Genomic DNA, 21,582 nt, shown 5'->3' on the forward strand with positions numbered 1-21,582 from the left:
CACCGTCCCTGAGTCGCGTCGAGCACCAGCACCGACCACAGGAGTGCGCATGCGGACTGTTCCGCTGACCACCGACGGACCCACCGTCTCCGCCCAGGGACTGGGCTGCATGGGGATGAGCGAGTTCTACGGCCCGGGGGACGAGGCCGACTCCCTCGCCACCCTGCACCACGCCCTCGACCTGGGCCTCAACTTCCTGGACACCGCGGACATGTACGGACACGGCGCCAACGAGGAGCTGGTGGGCAAGGTCGTCCGGGAGCGGCGGGAGGAGGTCGTCCTCGCCACCAAGTTCGGGATCGTCCGCGACAGGGCCACCGGCGCGCGCAGCCACCGCGGGGACCCCGAATACGTCCGCGCGGCGTGCGACGCCAGCCTCTCGCGCCTCGGCATCGAGACGATCGACCTCTACTACATGCACCGGCGCGACGCCTCCGTCCCCGTCGAGGAGACGGTCGGGGCCATGGCCGAGCTGGTCGCCCAGGGCAAGGTGCGCCACCTGGGGCTGTCCGAGGTGAGCGCCGAGGAGCTGCGCGCCGCCCACGCCGTGCACCCGATCGCCGCGGTGCAGACGGAGTGGTCGCTCTGGAGCCGCGACGTGGAGGAGTCCGTGATCGGCGAGTGCGCGCGGCTCGGCGTGGGCTTCGTCCCCTACTCCCCCCTGGGCAGGGGCTTCCTCACCGGGGCGCTGCCCCCGGTGGACGAGCTGCCCGCCGACGACTTCCGCCGCGGCAAGCCGCGCTTCTCCGGCGAGAACGCCGTGCGCAACCAGGAGCTGCTCGCCATCGTGCGGCGCGTGGCCGACGCGCACGGCGCGACGCCGGGACAGGTCGCCCTGGCCTGGGTCCACGCACAGGCCGGGCGCTGGGGGCTGCCCGTCGTCCCCATCCCGGGGACCAAGAGGCGCGAGCGCCTGGACGAGAACGTCGGCGGCGCGGACCTGGCGCTCTCCCCGGAGGACATCGCCGAACTCGACACCATCGCCGACGCCACCGCGGGCGCGCGGTACTGATCCTCCCCGAGCCGGGGGCGGCCCTGAGCCGCTCCCGGCGCCGCCCCGAGGCCGACCTGACGAGCGGCCGACGAGCACGGAGGGACGAGCGCCCTGAGATACGATTCCCAGATGACCCAGCTTCCCATGGACCAGCGGATCGGTCATCACCTGAAGCGCGCCGAGCAGGAGCTGATCTCTGCGAAGCACGCCGTTCTGCGGCAGTTCAACCTCTCGGTCCCCCAGTACACGGTGCTCCTCGTACTCTCCGAGGAGCCGGGGGCCTCAGGCGCGATCCTGGCCCGCCGGTGCCTGGTGACCCCCCAGACGATGTCCTCCGTGCTCGCGACGCTGAGCAGGCGCGAACTCATCGAGCGCAAGCCCCACCCGCTGCACTCCCACATCCTGGAGACGCGGCTCTCGCCCAGCGGGCGGGAGCTGCTCGCCAAGGCGGACGAGGTCGCGATCCGGGTGGAGATGCGTCTGAGCGAGGCCTTCAGCCGCGAGGAGGAGGGCGAGTTCGTCCGCTTCCTCAGCCGGTGCGCGGAGGTCTCGGCGGAGAGCCGTACCGAGCTGGCGGACCTGGGCGAGGAGTGAGGCCGGTCCCCGCCGGCGCCCCCGGAACGCCCCCTCCGGCGCCGGCCGGGCGTGCGGGGGCCGTCGGCCCCGGGCTCGGAGCGGCCCCCCGCCCGCTCCCCGGGAGGGCCCGGTGGGCCGGCGCGGCGGGGGCAGGCGCCCCGGAAGCCCCCCGCCCCTGACACCCGCCCCGACGGCGCGCGGCCCGAGACGTCTCCGGACAGGCGACGCGGTACGGCCGCAGGTCCCGCGGCCCGGGCCCCGGGCTCGGCCGCCCACGGCAGCGGCCTCCCGCACCCGTCCGGGTGCGGGAGGCCGACCGGTCCCCACCGGCGGGTCGCACGGCTCCGTCTCCGCCCTCAGGGGCGAAGGCGTCACGCCGGGACGTGCACCGGGACCGCCCCTCCGGAACGGGCCGGAGCCAGGACGGAGGACGCCTGCGCGGCCACGGGGCTCCACCTCACGAGTGCCAGCCCCACGCTCATGCCGCCGCCGAACCCCGCGAGCAGGACGAGGTCGTCCCGTTCGAGCAGGCCCGCCCGGTGCACGGTGTCGAGGGCGACGGGCACCGACCCCGACCCGGTGTTGCCCTGGGTCTCCACCGTGAGGTGGAGGCGGGCACGGTCCAGGCCCAGGGACGGCCAGACGTCGGCGAGCATGGCGCCGTTGGCCTGGTGGGGCACGAAGTGGCGGATCTCCTCCCGGCCCACGCCCATCCCGTCGAGCATCCGGTGGATCGCCTCGGGCAGGCGCCTGGTGACGTACTCCCGCACGCCGCGCCCCTCCATCGTGAAGAAGTGCCCGCCCTGTTCCAGGGTCGCCGGGGAGGCGGGCAGCCTCGACCCGCCCGCCGGGACCTTGATCAGGTGGTGGTGGTCCCCGTCCGTGAGCAACTGGGTCCCGACGACCCCGCCGCTGTCCCGGGCGGGCCCCAGGAGCACCGCCCCCGCGCCGTCGCCGAACAGGACCGCCGTCTTGCGGTCGCCGTAGTCGAGGATGCGGGAGTAGATGTCCGCGCCGATGACCAGCGCGTAGGCCTCGCCGTGGGGTCGCAGCAGGTGCTCGGCCACGGAGAGCGCGTAGACGAACCCGCTGCACACGGCGTTGACGTCGAACGCCGCCGCGGAGGACGCGCCCAGCAGGTGCTGGGTGATGCTCGCCGTGGCGGGCTGGGGGTGGTCCGGGGTGGACGTGGCGACGATGACGTAGGCCAGGCGGTCCGCGGGGACGCCCGCCTGGGCCAGGGCCCGGCGGCCGGCCTCGGCCGCGAGGTCGGAGGTGGCCTGGTCCGGTGCCGCGCGTCTGCGCTCACGGATCCCGGTCTTGCGGCGGATCCACTCGTCGGTGACGCCGGCGGAGTGGGCGATCGGGTCGTTGCCGACCACTTCGGCCGGCAGGTACGAGCCCGTGCCGAGGATGGCGATGGTCATCGTGCTGTCTCCTTCTTGCTGGACTGCGGGAGGGGTTCGGGGCCGCCGCCGCTCCGGGCGGCGGCGCTGTCCGGAGCCGCCCGGGGCCGCGGGGGCTCCGGGGGGAGCGACGGCCCCTGCCCCGGACGGCGTGTGCCGGACGCGGTCCGCGGGTTTCGCGCGTTCACCGGCGGGAGGGCAGGGGCCCCTCTCACCCGGAGGCGGGGGCCGGGTGGCCGGAGCCGGCGGTGACGCGCTCCCACCCGTGGGCCTCGGCGTGCGCGGCGAGCACGGGGTCCTCGCCGACGACCACCGGGTGGCCGACGGACGAGAGCAGCGCCAGGTCGCTGGAGTGGTCCCCGTAGGCGGTGCAGGCGGACAGGGGGACGCCCCTCACCGCCGCGGCCGCCCTGGCCGCGACGCCCTTCGTCGCGCCGATCATCGGGACGAGGACCTCGCCCGTCAGGAGCCCGTCGCGCACGACGGGCCTCGTGCCCAGCGCCCAGTGGGCCCCGGCCGCCTCGGCGATCGGGTCCAGGCAGGCGAAGAAGGAGCCCGACAGCAGGACGACCAAGTCGCCCCCGGCCCTGTGGCGGCGCAGCCGCTCCAGCACCGGGGTGTGCCAGAAGCCCGGATCCCTCGCGGCCTCGGAGAACCACGTCCGTCCGGCGGCGCTCAGCCCTTCGGCGGACTCCCCCGCCATGAGGCGGTAGTAGAGGCGGTTCACGTCCTGGCGGGGCACGCCCCTGGCCGCCGCCGCCCGCAGGTGGGCGACGGCCCGCTCGTAGGAGCCGGGCTCCCTGGAGCCGTCCCCGAGGTGGAACTCCAGGAACGAGAACATGCTCTTCGGTCCGATGAGCGTCTCGTCCACGTCGAAGAACGCGATGCCGCGTCCCCGGGTGCCGGATTCTTCGCTCGGGGTGGTCATGGGGTCTCCTGCCTGTAGGGGGTCCGTGGGGTCCGCGTCATGCCGGGATGCGGACCAGGCCGACGTCGATCCGGCAGATCGACGCGCCCCGCTGGAGCACGTCCACCTCGACGGGGGCCGGGGACCGCTCCGGGCCGCCGGTGGGCGCGAGGAACTCCACGATCCCGCCCTGCGTGTAGTAGACCCCTTCGCCCTCCTCCGCCGCCGCGGGAGCGGTACGGGCCCGCACCTCGGTCCGGGGCTCCAGTTCGCCGAAGCTGGTGAAGGTGGCGGTGATCTCGGCCGGGTAGGCCTTGGCGGGCGAGGTCCCCTGGACCTCCAGGAGCGTGTTCAGGGCCAGCTGGCGCGCGGCCTCGATCAGGACCATGCCGGGCAGGTGGTCCTGGGCGTGGTCGAACAGGCTCGGGTGCTGCGGGAGCACGCGCAGGGAGGCCGACACCGCGTCCCCGTCCCCAGCGAGCCCGGTCAGGACCACGTTGTCGCCGTTGGACCGGCCGACGAGGTAGGGGGCGGGGACCTCCCCGGTGACGGTGAAGTCGAAGGTCTCCGTGGAGGGGACCGGGGCTCCCGAGCGGTTGCTCAGGCGCAGCGCCCCGTAGCTCGCCAGGGACTTGAAGCGCAGGCCGACGACGGCGTTGCCGACCTCGGTGCCGTCGACGAAGAGGCGGAACCTGGCGTCGTAGCCGACGACGCGGCCTTCCTTGACCCTCTTGTCCTCGACCGAGCAGAGCATCCGGAGGGCGCACGGGGCGGTCCCCACCGTCATCCTCTCGGGGCGCGTGATGCTGATGCCCAGGGTGGTGAGCACGAACTTGTGGTCGAAGGGGACCCCGTAGTGGGTGTGGGCGATGGCCAGGCCCACCTGCCGGCACGCCTCGAGCAGCAGCACCGGGTCGTGGAGGCGGGGGCGGAGCAGGTGGTCGCCGTAGTAGGCGTGCGACCGGGGGAGCTGGGCGGCGGCCGCGTGGGCGTCGCCGCCCAGGGGCTGGGTGTCGGTGACGAAGACCTCCGCCAGCGACTCCCGGTGGACGACGGTGCGGTCGAGGGTCCGCTCGTAGTCCAGGTTCGGACCGTCCGGGTGGGCCGTCGCGGTGTCGGTGTCGCCGTTGAGGAGGTGGCGCACGGGCATCTGCATGGTCTGTCTCGCATTCCTCGGGCTCGGGGACCTGATCTGGCGGGGAGGCCGCGGAGCGGGAAGCGCCTCCCGGGGGTGCGTCGGCGGACGGGGCGGGGTCCGGCGGTGGGATCCGGCGGGGGTCTGGGGGACCGCCCGGGGGGCGGTCCGGGGCCGGCTAGCGGAGTTCGCGTTCCTTCACGACGAGGAAGGTGACCACCGCGCCGGCCAGGGCGAGGAGCGCCAGTCCGAGGAACGTGGTGTGCATCGCCGAGGTGAGGCTGGTCGACACCGCGTCCAGGGCGGTCTGGCGGTCGCCGGCGGCGAACTGGCCCAGGGCCGTCTCGAGCCGGCCCTGGGTGGCCTCGCCCGCCAGGGTCCGCTCCTGTTCGGGGCTGGCGAAGGAGAGGTCGAGGGTGCTCAGCGAGAGGGTCGCCAGCACCGATCCGGCACCGGCGATCGCCACGCTCTCCCCGGTGATGCGCATGGTGTTGAAGATGCCCGAGGCCATTCCGGCCCGCTCGACCTCCACGGAGCTGAGCGCGGCGTTGTCCATGACGCCGAAGGCGCTCCCCACGCCCGTGCCGAACAGCGCCAGGGGCGCGGCCAGCGCCGTCCAGTGCTGACCCGGCTGGAGGGTCATCAGCCACAGTGAACCGCCCGCGATGAGCAGGGAGCTGGTGGCGAGCATGACCCTCAGGGGGAGCCTGGCGGCCAGCTGCCCGGCCAGCATCGGCAGGGCGAGCACGGGCAGGGTCAGGGGGAGGAGCAGGGCTCCGGCCTCGGCCGCGCCGTACCCTCCCACGCCCTGGAAGAAGGGCGGCAGGTAGACGAGCAGGACCACGAAGCCGAAGGTGATGGTGAAGGGCTGGCAGACCACCACGACGAACGTGGGCCGCTTGAACAGCGAGAGGTCGAACATCGGGCGCCGGACCCGCGACTCCACCACGACGAAGGCCGCGAGGAAGACGACGAACCCGACGGCGGAACCGATCGCGCTCAGGCTGAGCCAGCCCGCCTCGGCCCCCTGGACGAAGGCCAGGGAGAGCAGGAACAGGCTGGTGCTGAAGGTCATGACGCCGCCCCAGTCCACCGAGGTGGAGTTGGGGTCGCTCGACTCCCGGATCGAGCGCACCAGGAGCAGGACGACGGCGGCGAACGCGATGTTCATCAGGAACACCATGCGCCAGTCCGCGAAGTTGACCATCAGGCCGGCGACGAACGGGCCCATGGCCAGGCCGAAGCCGAACGAGGTGCCCAGGAGGCCGAAGGCCCTGGCCCTGGCCACGCCCCGGAAGGAGTCGGCGAGGATCGCCGAACCGCTGGTCATGATGCCCGCGGCGCCGATGCCCTGGATCGCCCTGGCGATGTCGATGACGACGATGTTGGAGGAGAGGCCGATCACCGTGGCCATGGCGGTGAAGACGACGAGGCCGATGACGAGGACCCGGCGCCTGCCGAACCGGTCGGCGAGCCCGCCCGCGGCGAGCATGAACGCCGCGAAGGTCACGTTGTAGGCGTTCTGGACCCACTGGGCCTCACCGACGGTGGCGTTCAGGTCGGCCGCGAGCTGGGTGAGCGCCACGGCCGGAGCGGTGACGGCGAGCGGCAGCATCACGCTGGACAGGGCGACGGCGACGAGTGTGGCCACCGCCTGTCCTCTGGTCAACGGGGCGGGAGCGAGCTGTGCGCCCGGCCGATCCGTTGCGTCTATCGCCATTCCCACACCTCATGATTCGGATTCTTATGGCTATCCATTCGTGGATGAACATAAGGTATCTTATGCTCATCGTCAATCTTATAGACCTGGCCGGGTACGCGGTGGGCGGACCCGGGACGTACCACCGCAACAGGATCGATCGGAGCTCCCCGAGATGCCGTTGACCAGTGACGACACACCTTCCAGCCGCACAGCCGCCTCACCCGCCGACGTGCTCGTCGTCGGCGCCGGACCCGTCGGTCTGACCGCCGCGTGCGAGCTTCTGAGACGAGGAACACGTGTCCGGCTCATCGACCGCGCCGAGACCGCGTCCCCCTTCCCCAAGGCGCTGCTGCTCTGGCCCCGCACCCTCGACCTGCTGGACGACCTGGGGGCCCTGGAGTCGACCCGGCGCGCCGGCATCGACATCCGCAGGTTCCGCTACTTCTCCTCGGGCGAGCCCCTGGCCTCGTTCGCCTTCCCCGAGCACCTGGCCCCCGTGTGCCTGCCCCAGAACGAGACCGAGCGCGTGCTCACCGAGCGGCTGCACGCCCTGGGCGGGCGCATCGAACGGGGGGTGCGCCTGCTCGCCCTCGACGGGCTGGACTTCTCCGGCGACATCACCGCGACCGAGGGGGTGACGGCGATCCTCGAACACTCCGACGGGACCGTCGAGCGCTACCACGCGCCCTTCGTCATCGGCGCGGACGGCGCGGGCAGCGCGGTGCGCGCCCAGATCGGCACCGGTTTCGTCGGCAGCACCTACGAGTCGGCGTTCGCCCTCGTGGACTGCCGCATCGAGGGCGAGCTGCCGACCGACGAGGCTCTCTACTACCAGTCGCCCCAGGGCGCCCTGGTGATCGTCGCCCTGCCCGACGGCGTCTTCCGGTTCTTCGCGAGCCTCCCGCCCGGGGAGAAGGCCGGCGTCGACCTGCTCCAGCGGATCACCGACGAGCAGGGGCCGGGCGGCGTGCGGCTGGTCGACCCCGTGTGGGAGTCCGTGTTCCGCGTGCACCGCAGGCACGCGGACGACTTCCAGCGGGGCCGGGTCTTCCTCGCGGGCGACGCCGCGCACGTGCACAGCCCCGCCGGGGGCCAGGGGCTCAACACCGGGATGCAGGACGCGCAGAACCTCGCCTGGAAGCTGGCCGCGGTGGTCGGGGGCGAGGCGGCGCCCGAACTGCTCGGGACCTACGGCCCGGAGCGCAAGGACGTGGCGCGCCAGGTCGTGCGGGACACCGACATCCAGACGCGCGGGTGGATGCTCCAGCACCCCCTGCAGACCGCGGGCCGGGACGCGGCCTTCCGGCTCCTGGAGCCGGTCATGGAGCGCGGATACCTGCCCGTCATGGCCGGATACCGGTTCCGGTACACGCCCGCGCGGCTCACCCAGGACCCCGCCTGGCCGTCCCTGTGCCGGCTCACCGGGCGGCTGGCGGGCGCCGTCCGCACCGGGCACGCCCTCCCCCGCTCCCTCGCGGTGTCCCTGGGGGTCACCGCGCCGCGGAACACGGAGGCGGGGCACGGGGCCGCCGGTGACGGGCCGGAGCTGCCCGGATGGACGCTCGCCGTCACCCCGGGCCGGGCCCAGGCCCGCCCCGGGGAGTCGTTCTCCGCGCTCGCCTCCGACCGGCCGCAGGTGCGGACGGTGACGCTGCCGGCCGCGCAGGCCTCGGAGCACCGCCTGTGCTCGGCCCCGGGGTACCACCTCATCCGCCCGGACGGCTACGTCGCCGCCCACGGCCACGCCGGGGACCACGCCCGGCTGCGCGTGGAACTGGCCGCGCACCTGGGCCGGGCCCGCGGCCGCCTCGGCACGTCCGAGGACGCCGGACGGGCCGCGCCGAGCCTCGTCTGAGAAACCCCCCTCCCGCGCGGTCGGCCGGTCACCCCCCGGCCGGCCGCGCACACCGGCGGCGCCGAGGATTCCGCCGCGCGCCCCCGGCAGCGGCTCCCCGCCTGCGCCCGGCGCGGCGGGGACGGCCGGCCCCGGAACGGCTCGTCCCCTCCGCGGGCGCGGAGAGCGCGCCCCGGCCCGCCGGGTTCCCCCGGACCGCGCGGGCGGCCCCGTCCGCCGCCCGCGCCACCGGGGACCGGCGACGCCCCCGGGCGGTGCGCCGACGGGGGCGCGGCCCCCTCCCCCCTGCGGCCCCTCCCCCTGCGGCCCCGTCCCCTCCGGGTCCGGACGCGCCGACCCGTCCGCTCCGCACCGGAGGCCGGCCGGCGCACGCGCGGAACCGGCCCGCCGCCCCTCCCGACCGGACGCGCGGCCCCCCGCTCCCGGAAAGGCGTCCCGGCCCCCGTCGGCGCACCGCGCCCGGACCCTCTCCACGTGGGCCCGGAGGGCGTCCGCCGGCCCTCCGCGAGCCGCTGCGGCTCCGCACAGGTGTTCCCCTTCCGACCAATCGCGGTGAGCAAGATCACCCGACCACATCCGGCCACGGAGGGAACACGCTCCGAGACATCTTCCAACAAGTGAACATGACCTGCGGTGATCGCGCGCTCACTATCGGCGGAAATCTTCGCCATGTTCCGCCGTGAAGGAATCTGCTTTACTGTCCGAACGGCCACCAACCAGTCATGCCGACATCGTAGGCATTCCCCCGAGAAGACTTAACAAGAATTTCAGATTCATTAACGTCACCGCAGCTGTCCCCGGCGGGCTGAACGCAATCCCTAACACCCAGAGATGCGAGCACGAGAATGACGATGAATATCGGAGGAATGGTTGAGGGGCCACTCCCCCTGGCCCAGGCGCTGCAGCGCCTCACGAGGATCCCGTCCATGCGGCACAAGTACGGCCGCTACCTCGGCCTGGGCAGGCGGCCCCGCCTGGTCGACCTGCCGCCCCTCACCCGCGAGGAGCTCGGCGAGGCCGTCGACGCGATGATGAGGGAGAACCCGGCCGAGCTCTCCCGCGCCTCGCTCCACCTCATGGGCGGCACGACGTCCACGAGCCGCATGGGAGCCCTCCCCTCCGACCTGCACGTGGACGAGATCTTCCCCCACCTTCGCCCCTTCGCCCCCGGCGACCTGCTCGCGAGCCTGAGCACCCCGTTCCACATGCGCGCGTCGCACGACCTCCACAACGCGCTCGCCGCGCGCGCCGGCATTCCCACGCTGTCGCTCGACGCCCCGACGGACCAGATGATCGAGCCGTGCCTCGACCTCTTCGAGCAGCACGGCGTGACCGCCGTCGCCACCACCCTGGACACGGTCCAGCGCATCCTCCGCTTCTGCGCCGCCTCGGGCCGGCGCCTGGACTTCCTGAGCAAGGTGCTCTGGAGCGGGCCGGCGATGGACGCGGAGACGCGTTCGCTGATCCGCACGTACTTCCCACACCTGCGCACGTGGTCGCTGTTCGGGTCCGCGGAGACCTGGATCATCGGCCACAGCGGCCCCGACTGCGCGGTCGACACCTTCCACCCGCTCCCCTACCAGCACACGGAGATCGTGGGCGGGCGCATGCTCGTGACCGTCACGCACAGGAAGTCGGTCGTCCCCCTGCTGCGCTACGACACCGGCACCGGGGCCGAGTGGACGTCGTGCCCCTGCGGCCGCCCCGGCCGGGCCCTGCGGACCCACAGCCGCATCGACGCCCCCTACGGGCCGCTCAGCAGTCTGGTGGACCCCGCTGACCTGGCGTCGCTCGCCCTCCAGCTCGACTCGGTGGAGGCCGCCCAGGTGGTCCTGACCTCCCCCCACACCAAGGACGAACGGCTCCGCCTGCGCGTCAGGCTCCGCCCGGGGACGGAGGCGGACCTGTACACCGTCGAGTGGATACGGCACCACGTGGTGTCCGGCTGCCTGGCCCTGTCCGAGGTCCTCGCGGAGTCCCCCGAGACCTTCGAGGTGACCGTCTCGCGGAGGCTGCTGGACCAGTCCTCGGACGGCTCGGCCCCGGCGACGGTCGTCCGTTCCGCGGACCGGAGCCGTCACTCCGCGTGACCCGCGCCGGGCAGCCCGCCCCGGCTGACGCGACCGGGCGGGAATTCCGGACGCGGGCCGGGTGAAAAACCCGTGAAATACCCCGGGGCCCCGCGGCGCCCCCGCGAGGGGAATTCCCTCATTTGAGTGCAAGGGGCGGACGCCGCGGTTCGGACCGCACGGTGAGAGGTGTTTTTCGGAACGGGAGCGTGAAAGTCCGGAGAAAACCGCGCGGGATCCGCGCCCGCACGGCTCCCGCCTTCCCGCCCGCCCCTCCGGGGAGGCCCGCCGCTCCCGGACGGGGCTCCACCGGCCCGGCGGCCCTCCGTCTGCGTGTCCGCCGGATCACCCCCCGCATCGGCGCCGCCGCGGCACAGCCCCTCGCGGAGCACACTCCACAGGAAATAAAAGACATCTTATGCAAATCAGCCTTCACTTTCGCATAAGAGATCGTATACTCCTCCTAGCTCGATCAGCCAGACCTGGAAGAGGAACACTGCGATGTGCGGACCCCACGTGATCCACAAGGCCCGAAAGACTTTCATGACCGCCTCGGGACACACCCCGGAAACGCCCGGGGGCACGATCACGGCCGAGCGCCCGGACCCGTCGGCACGCCTGGTGAGCAGCGGGGTGAACCGGCGCCGCATGCTGACCGGATCGGCCGCCGTCGGCGCGGTCCTGACGGGGATCGGGGCCCTCGGGGGACCGGTGGAGTCCGCCCACGCCCAGACCATCGCGGACATCAGCCCGTCACGGCTGAGGGTCACCGACCTCACCCACGTCCTCCACAACGACTTCCCGATCTACCGGCCCTACATCCTCGACCCCAACATCTTCCAGTTCGCGTCCATCGCCGAGGACGGGTTCAACGCGCTCAAGCTGGAGATCGACGAGCACACCGGAACGCACTTCGACGCGCCGTGGCACTTCAACGACAGCCCTGACGCCCTGCACACGCACGAGGTGGACCCGCGCGACCTGGTCTGCCCCCTCGTCGTCATCCGCATCTCCGACCGCGCCGCGCGGGACTTCGACGCGCAGGTCGGCGTGGCCGACCTGCGCCGCTGGGAGCGGCGCCACGGACGCATCCCCCAGGGGGCCCTGGTCGCCATGGACTCCGGCTGGAGCGCGCGGGTCCTGCAGAGCGAGGAGGCGATGCTCAACCGCGGCAGCGACGGCATCGCCCACTTCCCCGGGTTCGAGCTCGAGGCGCTCGCCTGGCTGCTGTCCGAGCGGGACATCGCCGGGGTCGCCGTGGACACCCCGAGCTTCGACTACGGGCCCGACTCCGCGTCCAACCCCGAGGGGCACGTGTTCCTGCTCGGCGAGAACAAGTACGCCGTGGAAATGGTCGCCCACCTGGAGACCGCCCCGGAGAACGGGGCGATGGCGGTCGTGGGCGTCGCCAACATCAGGGGCGGTTCGGGCGGCCCCGTCCGCCTGCTGGCCCTCACCTGACGCGACGGTCCGCGCCGGGGCCCTGCGCGGGTCCCGGCCCCGCTCCCCCGCGCCGGCCCCGGGACGCCCCGCCTCCCCGCGCGTTCCGGCCCGGCCCCCGCGCGCCGGGGCCGGGCCTCCACGGGCCGCGCCCGCCCCGGGGCCGAGGAGCCCCGCACGCCGCCGGTGCGGGCGGCCCGGCCCCGGGCCGCCCCGCGGGTCAGGTCCAGCCGTAGCGGCTGCGCAGGACGTCCGCGACCAGCCAGAACATCTCCTCGTCCATGACCGCGGCCTCGCGCCGGATGTCGTCCTCGTCGAACTCGAAGAGCCGGTCCGCGCGGAGGAACGACTCGCGCCCCTCGCGGTCCCAGGGCCCCGACCCGATCGGCAGCCAGTCCTGGCGCTCCCACTCCTCGGGGCGCTGCGAGGACAGCATCAGGCCGTGCAGGCGCCTGCCCCTGCGGCCGACGACCAGCAGCGGACGGTCCTTGCCCTGCTTCGGGTCCTCCTCGTAGGGCACCCACGTCCACACGATCTCGCCCGCGTCGGCGAGGCCGTCGCGCTCGGGGGCGTACGCCAGCCGGGTGGCGTTCTCTGAGGTGGGGATCTCGCGGACCTCGCCCCGGTGGGGGTGGTCGTCGCCGCGTCGCATCGTTCGTTCGCTCACGCCCCGCATCCTAGGACCTCGCGAAGGGCGTGTCGTCCGGGTCCGCCGCGGCGCTCCCGCGCCCGCGCCGTCGGACGCCGCCCGACGGGACCGTAGTGTCGACGCGGCGGACCCCGCCCCTGGCCCCCACGGCGTCCGGCGACACCCCGCCGGGCACGGGGTACCGGAACGACGAACACCACGGAGAAGCAGGCATGAGCAAGGGAACGATCCTGATCAGCGGCGCCAGCGCCGGCCTGGGAGCCGAGATGGCCCGGCAGTTCGCCGCCCTCGGTTACGACCTGGCGCTGTGCGCGCGACGCGTCGACCGGCTGGAGGCGCTGCGCGAGGAGATCACCGCGGTCCACCCCGGACGCCGGGTCGAACTGCGTGCCCTCGACGTCACCGACGCCGACGCCGTCCTCTCGGTGTTCGGCGACCTGGCCGACGCCTGCGGCGGCATGGACCGCGTGATCGTCAACGCCGGCCTCGGCAAGGGCGCGGCCCTCGGGACGGGGCGCCACGAGGCCAACCGCCGGACGGCGGAGACCAACTTCATGGGCGCCCTCGCCCAGACCGAGGCGGCCATGGGGATCTTCCGCGCGCAGGGGCACGGCCACCTGGTGCTCATCTCGTCCATGTCGGCCCTGCGCGGCATGCGCAGGTCCATGACCGTGTACGCCGCCACCAAGGCGGGGGTCTCCGCCATCACCGAGGGCCTGCGGGCGGAGCGTGTGCCCGGCCTGGACGTGTCCGTCGTCCACCCCGGCTACATCCGCACCGGCATGAACGAGCGCGTGGAGCAGAGGACGCGGTTCATGGTGGACACCGTGCCAGGCGTCCGCTCCATGGTGGCCGCCATCGAGCGGCGGCGGGCGAAGGCGTACGTGCCCGCCTGGCCCTGGGTCCCCCTCGGCCTCGCGATGCGGGTGCTGCCGCTCTCGGTCGTCAGCAGGCTGGCCTGAACGGTCCCCGCGGGGCCGGGGGCCGGCGGCCCGCGCGCGGCCGCCTCCCCACAGGCGGCGGCCGCGGGGTGTCCGCCCGCGGACGGTCTCACAGGTCCTGGACGGTACCGATGATCGCCGCACGCGCCCGGCTGCCCTCGGGCACCGGGACCAGCGGGTACACGTGGAAGGCGCCCTCCTCCTCGTACAGCTCCACCTCGCCGCCCGCCTCGGTGACGAGGTCGCGCAGTCGGCGGGTGTCGGGCAGGAACACGTCACGGGTGCCGATGTAGAGGTCGACGGGGGGAAGGCCGGCCAGCTCCCCGTTGATGGGGCTGAGCCTGGGCGCGGAGAGGTCGTCGCCGCCCGCCCACGCCTTGGCGGCCTCCCTGAGGCCGACCGGGCTGAGCCACGGGTCCCGCCCCTCCACCTCGGCGATGTCGGGGTTGGACATCGTCAGGTCCGCCCACGGCGAGACGAGGATCAGCCGGGCCGGCCGGGGCAGGTCCTCCCCGGGCAGTGTCTGGGCGAGGGCCAGCGCCAGCCCGGCGCCCGCGGAGTCGCCCGCGAAGACGGTCCGCCCCGGGTCGGCGTGCTCCAGGAGTTCGCGGTAGACCCCGTGGAGGAACCCGAAGGCCTCGCGGTAGGTGTGCTCCGGCGCCAACCCGTAGACGGGCACCTCGACCCGGCACCCCGTGTCGGCCATGCGGGAGATCAGCACCCAGTGCCACGGGGAGATCTCGCTGATGTACGAGCCCCCGTGCAGGTACAGGACGGCCTTGTCCGGTTCGTCCTCCCGTTCGCGGGGCAGGACGGTGTAACTCCGGAAGCCCCCCACCTCGCGCAGGGTGATCTCGTGCCGCTTGGCGACCCAGTGCGGCGGCTCGGGGTCGTCCTTGGCCTCCTCGATGCGCTCCCGTGCGCCCTCCACGGTCTCCATCGGACGCTTGCGCGCCACCCGGAACGCCACCGCGAGCATTCTCGCCACCAGGCTAGGCATGGATGTCTTCGCTTCTCTCCTCGGGGATGTCCCCCGACCTTGCCACACGGGTCCCACAGAACGTTCGGGCGGCACGGGAGGGCCCTCCGGCACGGGCCCTCCCGCCGCACCCCCTAGAGGACGACGAGGTCGTCCCGGTGCACGAGCTCCCGCTCGTAGGAGGGCCCCAGCTCACGGGCGAGCCAGCGCGTGGACCTGCCCATCAGGTCGGGCACCTCGGCCGCGTCGTAGTTGACCAGCCCGCGCGCGACCACGGCGCCCTGCTCGTCGCACAGGTCGACGGGGTCGCCCGCGCTGAACTCCCCCCTCACCCGCACCACCCCGGCCGGGAGCAGCGACGCCTTCTCCCGCACGACCGCCGCGACCGCGCCCGGGTCCAGCACCAGGCTGCCCCGTCCGGCGGTCGCGTGCGCCAGCCACAGCTGGCGGGCCGAGGGGCGGCGCCCGCCCCCCGCGGCGAACAGGGTGCCGACCCTGTCGCCCGCCAGGGCGGCCCTCGCGTTGGCCGCGGAGGTCAGCATCGTGTGCACGCCGGCCTCCGTGGCGATCCGCGCGGAGGCGACCTTGGTCACCATCCCGCCCGTGCCCACGCCGCGCCTGCCGGAGCTGCCGATGTCGATGCCGTCCAGGTCCTCGGGGCCGCGCACCAGGCTGACCACGGACGCACCCGGATCGGACGGGTTCCCGTCGTACAGGGCGTCCACGTCCGAGAGCAGGACCAGCGCGTCGGCGCGCATCAGGTGCGCGACCAGGGCCGCGAGCCGGTCGTTGTCGCCGAACCGCAGTTCGTGGGTGGCCACCGTGTCGTTCTCGTTGACGATGGGGACCGCTCCGATGTCCAGCAGTCGGCGCAGCGTGCGCTGCGCGTTGCGGTGCTGGACCCTGCGCATCATGTCCTCGACCGTGAGCAGGACCTGGGCGGCGTTGAGCCCGTGTCCGGCCAGCTCGGCCGTGTACGCGGCGAGCAGCAGTCCCTGGCCCACGCTCGCCGCGGCCTGCTGGGAGGCGAGGTCGCGGGGGCGGCGGGCCATGCCGAGGGGTGTCATCCCGGCCGCGACCGCGCCGGAGGAGACCAGGATCACCTCCTGGCCGAGGGCGCGCCGGGCCGCCAGCACCTCGACCAGGTCGCGGATGCGCCCGGAGTCGATCCGGCCCTCCGGGGTCGTCAGGGACGACGACCCCACCTTCACCACGACCCTGCGGGCCGAGGCCACCGCCGCCCGCCCGGCGGCCTCCGCCCGGTCGGACTTCTCGAGTTCTGCGCTGTGCACCGTGTGGGGCTTTCCATCCAGGGCGCGGCGCCCGGATCGGGCGCCGCGCACGTTCCTGTTCGGCCGGGCCGTCGGTCCCCGCGCGGGTCAGCCCAGCCGGGCGTCGCTTCCGCGCGGGCCGGACGGGACGACCTCGGCGTCCATGGACGGGTCCCAGTCGAAGACCACGGAGTCCTCCTCTGTGCCGATGTGCACCTCGGCGCCCTCGGTGGCCCCGGCCTTGGCCAGCTGCTCCTCGATGCCGAGGCGGTTGAGCCGCTCGGCCAGGTAGCCGACCGCCTCGTCGTTGCTGAAGTCCGTCTGGGCCACCCACCGGGCGGGCTTGTCCCCGCGCACCTGGAAGGCGTTACCGCCCAGCGGCACCACCTCGAAGGGGGTGTCCCCGATCATCTTGGGACGGATCACGATCCGGGTGGGCTCGGCGGCGGGGGCCGCCGCGCGCGCGGCCGCGACCTGCTCGCCCAGGGCGAAGGACAGCTCGCGCAGGCCCTCGCGGGAGGCGGCGGAGACCTCCATCACCTTGTACCCGCGCTCGACGAGCATCGGGGTGACGAGTTCGGCGAGCTCCCGGGCCTCGGGCACGTCGACCTTGTTCAGGGCGACGATGCGCGGCCGGTCGGACAGGTCCACCCCGGCGCGCTCTCCGTAGGCGGACAGCTCCTCCTCCAGGGCGTCGAGGTCGCTCACGGGGTCGCGGCCCGGCTCGTAGGTGGCGCAGTCCAGGACGTGCAGGAGGGTCGAGCACCGCTCGATGTGGCGCAGGAACTCCAGGCCCAGGCCCTTGCCGTCGCTCGCCCCGGGGATGAGTCCGGGCACGTCGGCGATCACGTACTGGGTCGCGCCGGCCTCCACCACTCCCAGGTTGGGGACCAGCGTGGTGAAGGGGTAGTCGGCGATCTTGGGCCGGGCCGCCGACATGGCGGCGATCAGCGACGACTTGCCGGCACTGGGGAAGCCCACCAGGCCGACGTCGGCGATGGTCTTCATCTCCAGGCGCACGTCGAAGGCCTCGCCCTCCTCGCCCTTGAGGGCGAAGCCGGGCGCCTTGCGCTTCTTGGAGGCCAGCGAGGCGTTGCCCAGGCCGCCGTGGCCCCCCTGGGCGAGGACCAGGCGGGTGCCGTGTCCCACGAGGTCGGCGACGAACTCACCGTCCGCGCGGGTGACCACCGTGCCGTCGGGAACGGTGAGGACCAGGTCGTCCCCGTTGGCCCCGGCCCGGTGGCCGCCCTGGCCGGGCGTGCCGTTCTGGGCGTTGCGGTGCGGGCGGCGCTGGTAGTCCAGCAGGGTGGCGGTCTGCGCGTCGACCTCCAGAACGATGTCGCCGCCCCGGCCGCCGTTGCCGCCGTCCGGGCCGCCCAGAGGTTTGAACTTCTCACGGTGCACGGAGGCGCAGCCATGCCCGCCGTTCCCGGCCTTGACGTGCAAGACCGCCTCGTCGACGAAGTCAGGCATAGCTCTCCCCGTTGCTTGTCGGTCCCCGTACGGGTGACCTGGTGGAACACGCGTGTCACCCAGTGACAACGCGAGAGGCGGGCCAGTGTTCCCTGGCCCGCCTCGAAACCACAACGTCCGTGCGCGAACCTACTCGGCGGCGACAGGGACGATGTTCACGGCCTTGCGGCCGCGGAAGTTGCCGAACTTGACCTGCCCGGCGACCAGAGCGAACAGCGTGTCGTCGCCACCGCGGCCGACGTTGGCGCCGGGGTGGAACTTGGTGCCGCGCTGACGGATGAGGATCTCGCCGGCCGAGACGGACTGACCGCCGAAACGCTTCACGCCGAGGCGCTGGGCATTCGAGTCACGACCGTTACGGCTGGACGAAGCGCCCTTCTTATGTGCCATTTCTCCAGGCCTCCTACTTCGCCGCGATGCCGGTGACGCGCACCTGGGTGTGCTTCTGGCGGTGCCCCTGGCGCTTCTTGTAACCGGTCTTGTTCTTGTACTTCAGGATGTTGATCTTGGGGCCCTTGGTCTCGCCGAGGATCTCGGCGGTGACCGAGTAGCCGCTCAGCTTGTCCGCGTCGCTGATGACGTTGCCGTCGTCAACGACCAGGATGGGCTGCCACGTGATGGTGGCGCCGGTCTCCTCGGAGACCTTGTCGATGTTCAGGACGTCATCGACAGACACCTTCTCCTGTCGGCCGCCCGCTCGCACGATCGCGTACACCGGGTAACTCTCTTCCTGCTCGCTCAACGAATAATGCTCGGGACCATCCCCGAGACGTGAGTTCCGGGGTCCGGGTCCGGCTGTACCTGTGCCCAGGCCAGCCGGGAGGATCGCCCCCATGTGGTTGGGGAGAAGCCTCGTTCCACGATCCACTGATCGCCTGTAGCGGGGCGCGGGGATCTGAGGGAAACAAACCCTGCGTGGAGAGCACTTCGGTGTCGGGGCGCGCGATTGTGGTGGAACGCGCCGACGCACCGTCCATCAGATTACCATCGGCCCGCTACAGGCCTGCACACGCGCCGTGGTTCGGGCGGGGTCTCCCCCGCCCGGACCACGGCCGGCACGTACCGCCTCGGTCAGCCCGCGTCCACGGCCGACGGCGGGGCCGCCGCCGTCTTGGCCCGCCGGGTGCGGCGCCGCTTGGGCCGCTCCGCGGCCTCCTCGTCGCCGCTCTCCGCCGGGGCGGGCGTCTCGCCGACGGCGGCGTCGGCGTCGCCTGCTGCGTCCGCCCCACCGCCGTCCTGCACCGCGGCCTCACCCTTGTCGGCCGCCGCGCGGGCGGCCTTGGTTCCGGTGCGCCGGGTGCGGGTCCTCTTCGCCGGGGCCTTCTCGGGCTCGGCGTCCGCGGCGGGGGCGGGCGCGGAGTCCGCCCCGTCCTCGTCCCGGGCCGCCGTACCGGCGTCCGCCTGCTCCGCGTCCGCGGCGTCCGCGGCCTTGCGGGAGCGGGTGGCGCGCTTGCGGGTCTTCTTGGCGGGCTCGGCCTGCTCCTGCTTCTCGGCCTGCTCGGGCTTGTCGGCCTCGGCCTCCGGGACGTCGGCCGGCCGCTCGGGCTCCTGCTCCGGCGCGGCCTGCGCGGCCGCGTCGTCGCCCTCGCCCCCGTCGGAGGGCTTCTCCGCCTTCTCCGCCTTCTCGGCGGGCTGGTCGGCGTCGGCCTTGCCCTTCTTCTTCTTGCGCCCGCCGCCGTTGCCGCCCGCGCCTGCGCCCTTCTCCAGGAGGTCGCCGGACAGCACCAGACCGCGCCCGCTGCAGTGCTCGCACGTGTGCGAGAACGCCTCCAGGAGTCCCTGGCCGACCCGCTTGCGGGTCATCTGCACCAGGCCGAGCGAGGTGACCTCCGCCACCTGGTGCTTGGTGCGGTCGCGCGACAGGCACTCCAGCATGCGGCGCAGCACCAGGTCGCGGTTGGACTCCAGCACCATGTCGATGAAGTCGATGACGATGATGCCGCCGATGTCGCGCAACCGGAGCTGGCGGACGATCTCCTCCGCCGCCTCCAGGTTGTTCTTGGTGACCGTCTCCTCCAGGTTGCCGCCCTGGCCGGTGAACTTGCCGGTGTTGACGTCGACCACGGTCATGGCCTCGGTCCGGTCGATGACCAGGGAACCGCCGCTGGGCAGCCAGACCTTGCGCTCGAGGGCCTTGTTGATCTGCTCGTCGATGCGGTAGGCGGAGAAGACGTCGCGGTCCTCGGACCAGTGCGAGAGCCGTTCGGCGAGGTTGGGCGCCACGTAGTCCACGTACTCGTGGACGGTGGTCCAGGCCTCCTCCCCGGAGACGACCAGGCTGGAGAAGTCCTCGTTGAAGACGTCGCGCACGACACGGACGGTGAGGTCCGGCTCGCTGTTGAGCAGCGACGGCGCGTTGGCCGACTTGGACTTGCGCTTGATCGAGTCCCACTGCTTGGCCAGGCGCGTGATGTCGCGCTCCAGCTCCTCCTCGCTGGCCCCCTCGGCCGCGGTGCGCACGATCACCCCGGCTCCGGACGGCATGACCTTCTTGAGGATCTGCTTGAGGCGGGCGCGCTCCTTGTCGGGGAGCTTGCGGCTGATGCCCGTCATGGAACCGCCGGGCACGTACACGAGGTAGCGGCCGGGCAGGCTGATCTGGCTGGTCAGGCGGGCGCCCTTGTGGCCGACCGGGTCCTTGGTGACCTGCACCAGGACCGACTGGCCGGACTTGAGCACCGACTCGATGCGCTTGGGCTGGCCGTCCAGGCCGAACGAGTCCCAGTTGACCTCGCCCGCGTAGAGGACGGCGTTGCGGCCCTTGCCGATGTCGACGAACGCGGCCTCCATGGACGGCAGCACGTTCTGGACGCGGCCCAGGTAGACGTTGCCGACGTAGGAGCGGTGGGTGGCCCGGTCGACGTAGTGCTCGACCAGGATGTCGTCCTCCAGGACGGCGATCTGGGTGCGGTCGCCGGTACGGCGGACGACGAGGTCGCGCTTGACCGCCTCGCGGCGGGCCAGGAACTCCGACTCGGTGACGATCGGGGCGCGGCGGCGGCCCTGTTCGCGGCCCTCGCGGCGGCGCTGCTTCTTGGCCTCCAGCCGCGTGGAGCCGCGGACGGACTGGACCTCGTCCTCGATCGGCTTCTCCGCGCGCGGCTCGCGCACCCGGACCACGGTGTTGGGCGGGTCGTCGGCGGTGGTCTCGCCGCCCGAGCCCCCGCCGGACCGGCGCCGGCGGCGGCGGCGACGGCGGCTGCTTCCGCGTTCGCCGTCCTCCCCCGCGTCCTCGTCGGACTCGGCGTCGTTGTCGTCCTCGGCGGTGTCGGCGGCCTCGACCTCGGCCGCGCGGCTCCTGCGCCGCTCGGGCTTCTCCGCGGCGGGCTCGGGGGCCTCGCCCTCGGCCTCGTCGCCGGAGCGGGACCGGCCGCGTCCGCGGCCGCCCCGGCGGCGGCGACGCCGGCTCGGACGGTCGTCGGAGGGGTCTCCGGTCTCCTCGGCGTCGGAGGACCGGTCGGCCGTGTCCTCGGCCTCCTCGTCGTCCTCTTCCTCGTCCTCGGCCACGTCCGCGGGGGGGACGGCGACGGGCGCCGGGGAGGCACTGGCCACCGGCGGCTGGAACAGCATGGCGGGCGCCTGGAAGACGCTCCCGCCACCCTGCTCTGCGGTCTCCTCGTCCTCCTCGGCGGGGACCGCCTCGGGCGCCTCGGCGGCCTCGGAGGCGCGCGTGCGCGAACGGGACCGGCCGCGGGTGCGGGCGGGCCCGGCGGCGGCAGGGGCCTCAGCGGTCTTGTCGTCGCGGTCGGCGGAGTCCTCGGCCGCGGTCCCCGCGGTCGTGGGCTCCGTGTCCCCGGTGGCGCGGGTGCGGCTGCGGCGCGGGGCCGGGTCCTCGTCGGGACGGCCCGCGGCGCGCACGGTGCGCCTGCGGGCGGTGGTGGACACCGCCGTCTTGACCGTGCCCCCCTCGCCGGAACCGGCGAGCGAGGTGACGGGCATCGAGGGCGGGGTGAAGACGTCGTCCGGCTCCGGGGGCGGTCCGGCCGCGCGTCGGACGCCGCGCACCGGCGCCGGCGCGGTCACGCGCACCTCACCTCCCCCGCCGGGGGGCGCCGCCTTGCGAGCGCTTGCTTCAGTTGTACCCGCGGTGCTCTCGGCACCGTCGTTGGGCTCGTTGTCGAGCATCCGGGCGGTCTCCCGTCAAAGTCCTCGGGCGCGCTGCGGCCTTTCGGTCGCGGGCGCGGC

17 protein-coding genes are annotated in these 21,582 nt (G+C 73.5%); 6 read left to right on the forward strand and 11 right to left on the reverse strand.

Going from position 1 to position 21,582, the window contains the following annotated elements; translation table 11 throughout:
- The first annotated feature begins 49 nt into the window (after positions 1 to 49).
- Positions 50 to 1,012 (forward strand): aldo/keto reductase, encoded by a 963-nt coding sequence (locus ACIRPH_RS23320; RefSeq protein ID WP_402917672.1) that lies wholly within the window; start codon positions 50 to 52, stop codon positions 1,010 to 1,012.
- A gap of 111 nt (positions 1,013 to 1,123) precedes the next feature.
- Positions 1,124 to 1,588: a MarR family winged helix-turn-helix transcriptional regulator gene (locus ACIRPH_RS23325; RefSeq protein ID WP_267948621.1), complete on the forward strand. Its 465-nt coding sequence runs from the start codon at positions 1,124 to 1,126 to the stop codon at positions 1,586 to 1,588.
- 353 nt (positions 1,589 to 1,941) lie between these two features.
- Here ACIRPH_RS23325 and ACIRPH_RS23330 read toward each other — a convergent pair whose 3' ends face one another.
- From ACIRPH_RS23330 to ACIRPH_RS23345, 4 genes are all read right to left on the reverse strand, one after another.
- Positions 1,942 to 2,997: a 3-oxoacyl-ACP synthase III family protein gene (locus ACIRPH_RS23330; RefSeq protein ID WP_402917675.1), complete on the reverse strand. Its 1,056-nt coding sequence runs from the start codon at positions 2,995 to 2,997 to the stop codon at positions 1,942 to 1,944.
- Positions 2,998 to 3,187: 190 nt separating this feature from the next.
- Entirely contained in the window at positions 3,188 to 3,904 is a 717-nt protein-coding gene (locus ACIRPH_RS23335; protein ID WP_402917678.1) for an HAD family hydrolase, read from the reverse strand.
- A 37-nt stretch (positions 3,905 to 3,941) separates the two neighbouring features.
- Positions 3,942 to 5,039, reverse strand: coding sequence for a ScbA/BarX family gamma-butyrolactone biosynthesis protein (locus tag ACIRPH_RS23340; protein WP_402917681.1), 1,098 nt, complete (start codon positions 5,037 to 5,039; stop codon positions 3,942 to 3,944).
- A 157-nt stretch (positions 5,040 to 5,196) separates the two neighbouring features.
- Positions 5,197 to 6,669 carry an MFS transporter gene (locus tag ACIRPH_RS23345; RefSeq protein ID WP_402917684.1) on the reverse strand — a complete coding sequence of 491 codons (1,473 nt, stop codon included), beginning with the start codon at positions 6,667 to 6,669 and terminating at the stop codon, positions 5,197 to 5,199.
- 223 nt (positions 6,670 to 6,892) lie between these two features.
- Here ACIRPH_RS23345 and ACIRPH_RS23350 point away from each other — a divergent pair, with 223 nt between their 5' ends.
- The 3 genes from ACIRPH_RS23350 to ACIRPH_RS23360 all read left to right on the forward strand — a co-directional run bounded on the left by ACIRPH_RS23350 (position 6,893) and on the right by ACIRPH_RS23360 (position 12,105).
- The gene (locus ACIRPH_RS23350) at positions 6,893 to 8,575 is read left to right on the forward strand and encodes an FAD-dependent monooxygenase (protein ID WP_402917687.1); all 1,683 of its coding nucleotides are present in this window, start codon (positions 6,893 to 6,895) and stop codon (positions 8,573 to 8,575) included.
- An 866-nt stretch (positions 8,576 to 9,441) separates the two neighbouring features.
- A complete protein-coding gene (locus ACIRPH_RS23355; protein ID WP_402917690.1) occupies positions 9,442 to 10,665 on the forward strand; it encodes an AMP-dependent synthetase in 1,224 nt (407 codons plus the stop codon).
- A gap of 522 nt (positions 10,666 to 11,187) precedes the next feature.
- Positions 11,188 to 12,105 carry a cyclase family protein gene (locus tag ACIRPH_RS23360; protein WP_267948614.1) on the forward strand — a complete coding sequence of 306 codons (918 nt, stop codon included), beginning with the start codon at positions 11,188 to 11,190 and terminating at the stop codon, positions 12,103 to 12,105.
- 199 nt (positions 12,106 to 12,304) lie between these two features.
- On the opposite strand, the gene ACIRPH_RS23365 is transcribed toward ACIRPH_RS23360, so the two are convergent.
- The gene (locus tag ACIRPH_RS23365) at positions 12,305 to 12,751 is read right to left on the reverse strand and encodes a type II toxin-antitoxin system PemK/MazF family toxin (protein ID WP_402917694.1); all 447 of its coding nucleotides are present in this window, start codon (positions 12,749 to 12,751) and stop codon (positions 12,305 to 12,307) included.
- Positions 12,752 to 12,945: 194 nt separating this feature from the next.
- Between ACIRPH_RS23365 and ACIRPH_RS23370 the strand changes: the two genes are divergently transcribed.
- On the forward strand, positions 12,946 to 13,695 hold the full coding sequence (locus ACIRPH_RS23370; protein WP_402917697.1) for an SDR family oxidoreductase: 750 nt from the start codon (positions 12,946 to 12,948) through the stop codon (positions 13,693 to 13,695).
- A gap of 88 nt (positions 13,696 to 13,783) precedes the next feature.
- On the opposite strand, the gene ACIRPH_RS23375 is transcribed toward ACIRPH_RS23370, so the two are convergent.
- From ACIRPH_RS23375 to ACIRPH_RS23400, 6 genes are all read right to left on the reverse strand, one after another.
- Positions 13,784 to 14,674, reverse strand: coding sequence for an alpha/beta hydrolase fold domain-containing protein (locus ACIRPH_RS23375; RefSeq protein ID WP_402917700.1), 891 nt, complete (start codon positions 14,672 to 14,674; stop codon positions 13,784 to 13,786).
- 113 nt (positions 14,675 to 14,787) lie between these two features.
- Entirely contained in the window at positions 14,788 to 15,945 is a 1,158-nt protein-coding gene (gene proB / locus ACIRPH_RS23380) for a glutamate 5-kinase (RefSeq protein ID WP_402917703.1), read from the reverse strand.
- 87 nt (positions 15,946 to 16,032) lie between these two features.
- Positions 16,033 to 17,397 (reverse strand): GTPase ObgE, encoded by a 1,365-nt coding sequence (gene obgE, locus ACIRPH_RS23385; protein ID WP_402917706.1) that lies wholly within the window; start codon positions 17,395 to 17,397, stop codon positions 16,033 to 16,035.
- Positions 17,398 to 17,526: 129 nt separating this feature from the next.
- A complete protein-coding gene (gene rpmA / locus ACIRPH_RS23390; RefSeq protein WP_150253013.1) occupies positions 17,527 to 17,787 on the reverse strand; it encodes a 50S ribosomal protein L27 in 261 nt (86 codons plus the stop codon).
- A gap of 13 nt (positions 17,788 to 17,800) precedes the next feature.
- On the reverse strand, positions 17,801 to 18,112 hold the full coding sequence (gene rplU, locus ACIRPH_RS23395) for a 50S ribosomal protein L21 (RefSeq protein WP_330161927.1): 312 nt from the start codon (positions 18,110 to 18,112) through the stop codon (positions 17,801 to 17,803).
- A 356-nt stretch (positions 18,113 to 18,468) separates the two neighbouring features.
- Complete coding sequence (locus ACIRPH_RS23400) at positions 18,469 to 21,522, reverse strand: ribonuclease E/G (RefSeq protein WP_402917710.1); 3,054 nt, start codon at positions 21,520 to 21,522, stop codon at positions 18,469 to 18,471.
- Between the last annotated feature and the right edge of the window lie 60 nt (positions 21,523 to 21,582).

Source organism: Nocardiopsis sp. NPDC101807 (assembly GCF_044766605.1).
Classification (GTDB): Bacteria; Actinomycetota; Actinomycetes; order Streptosporangiales; family Streptosporangiaceae; genus Nocardiopsis; species Nocardiopsis tropica.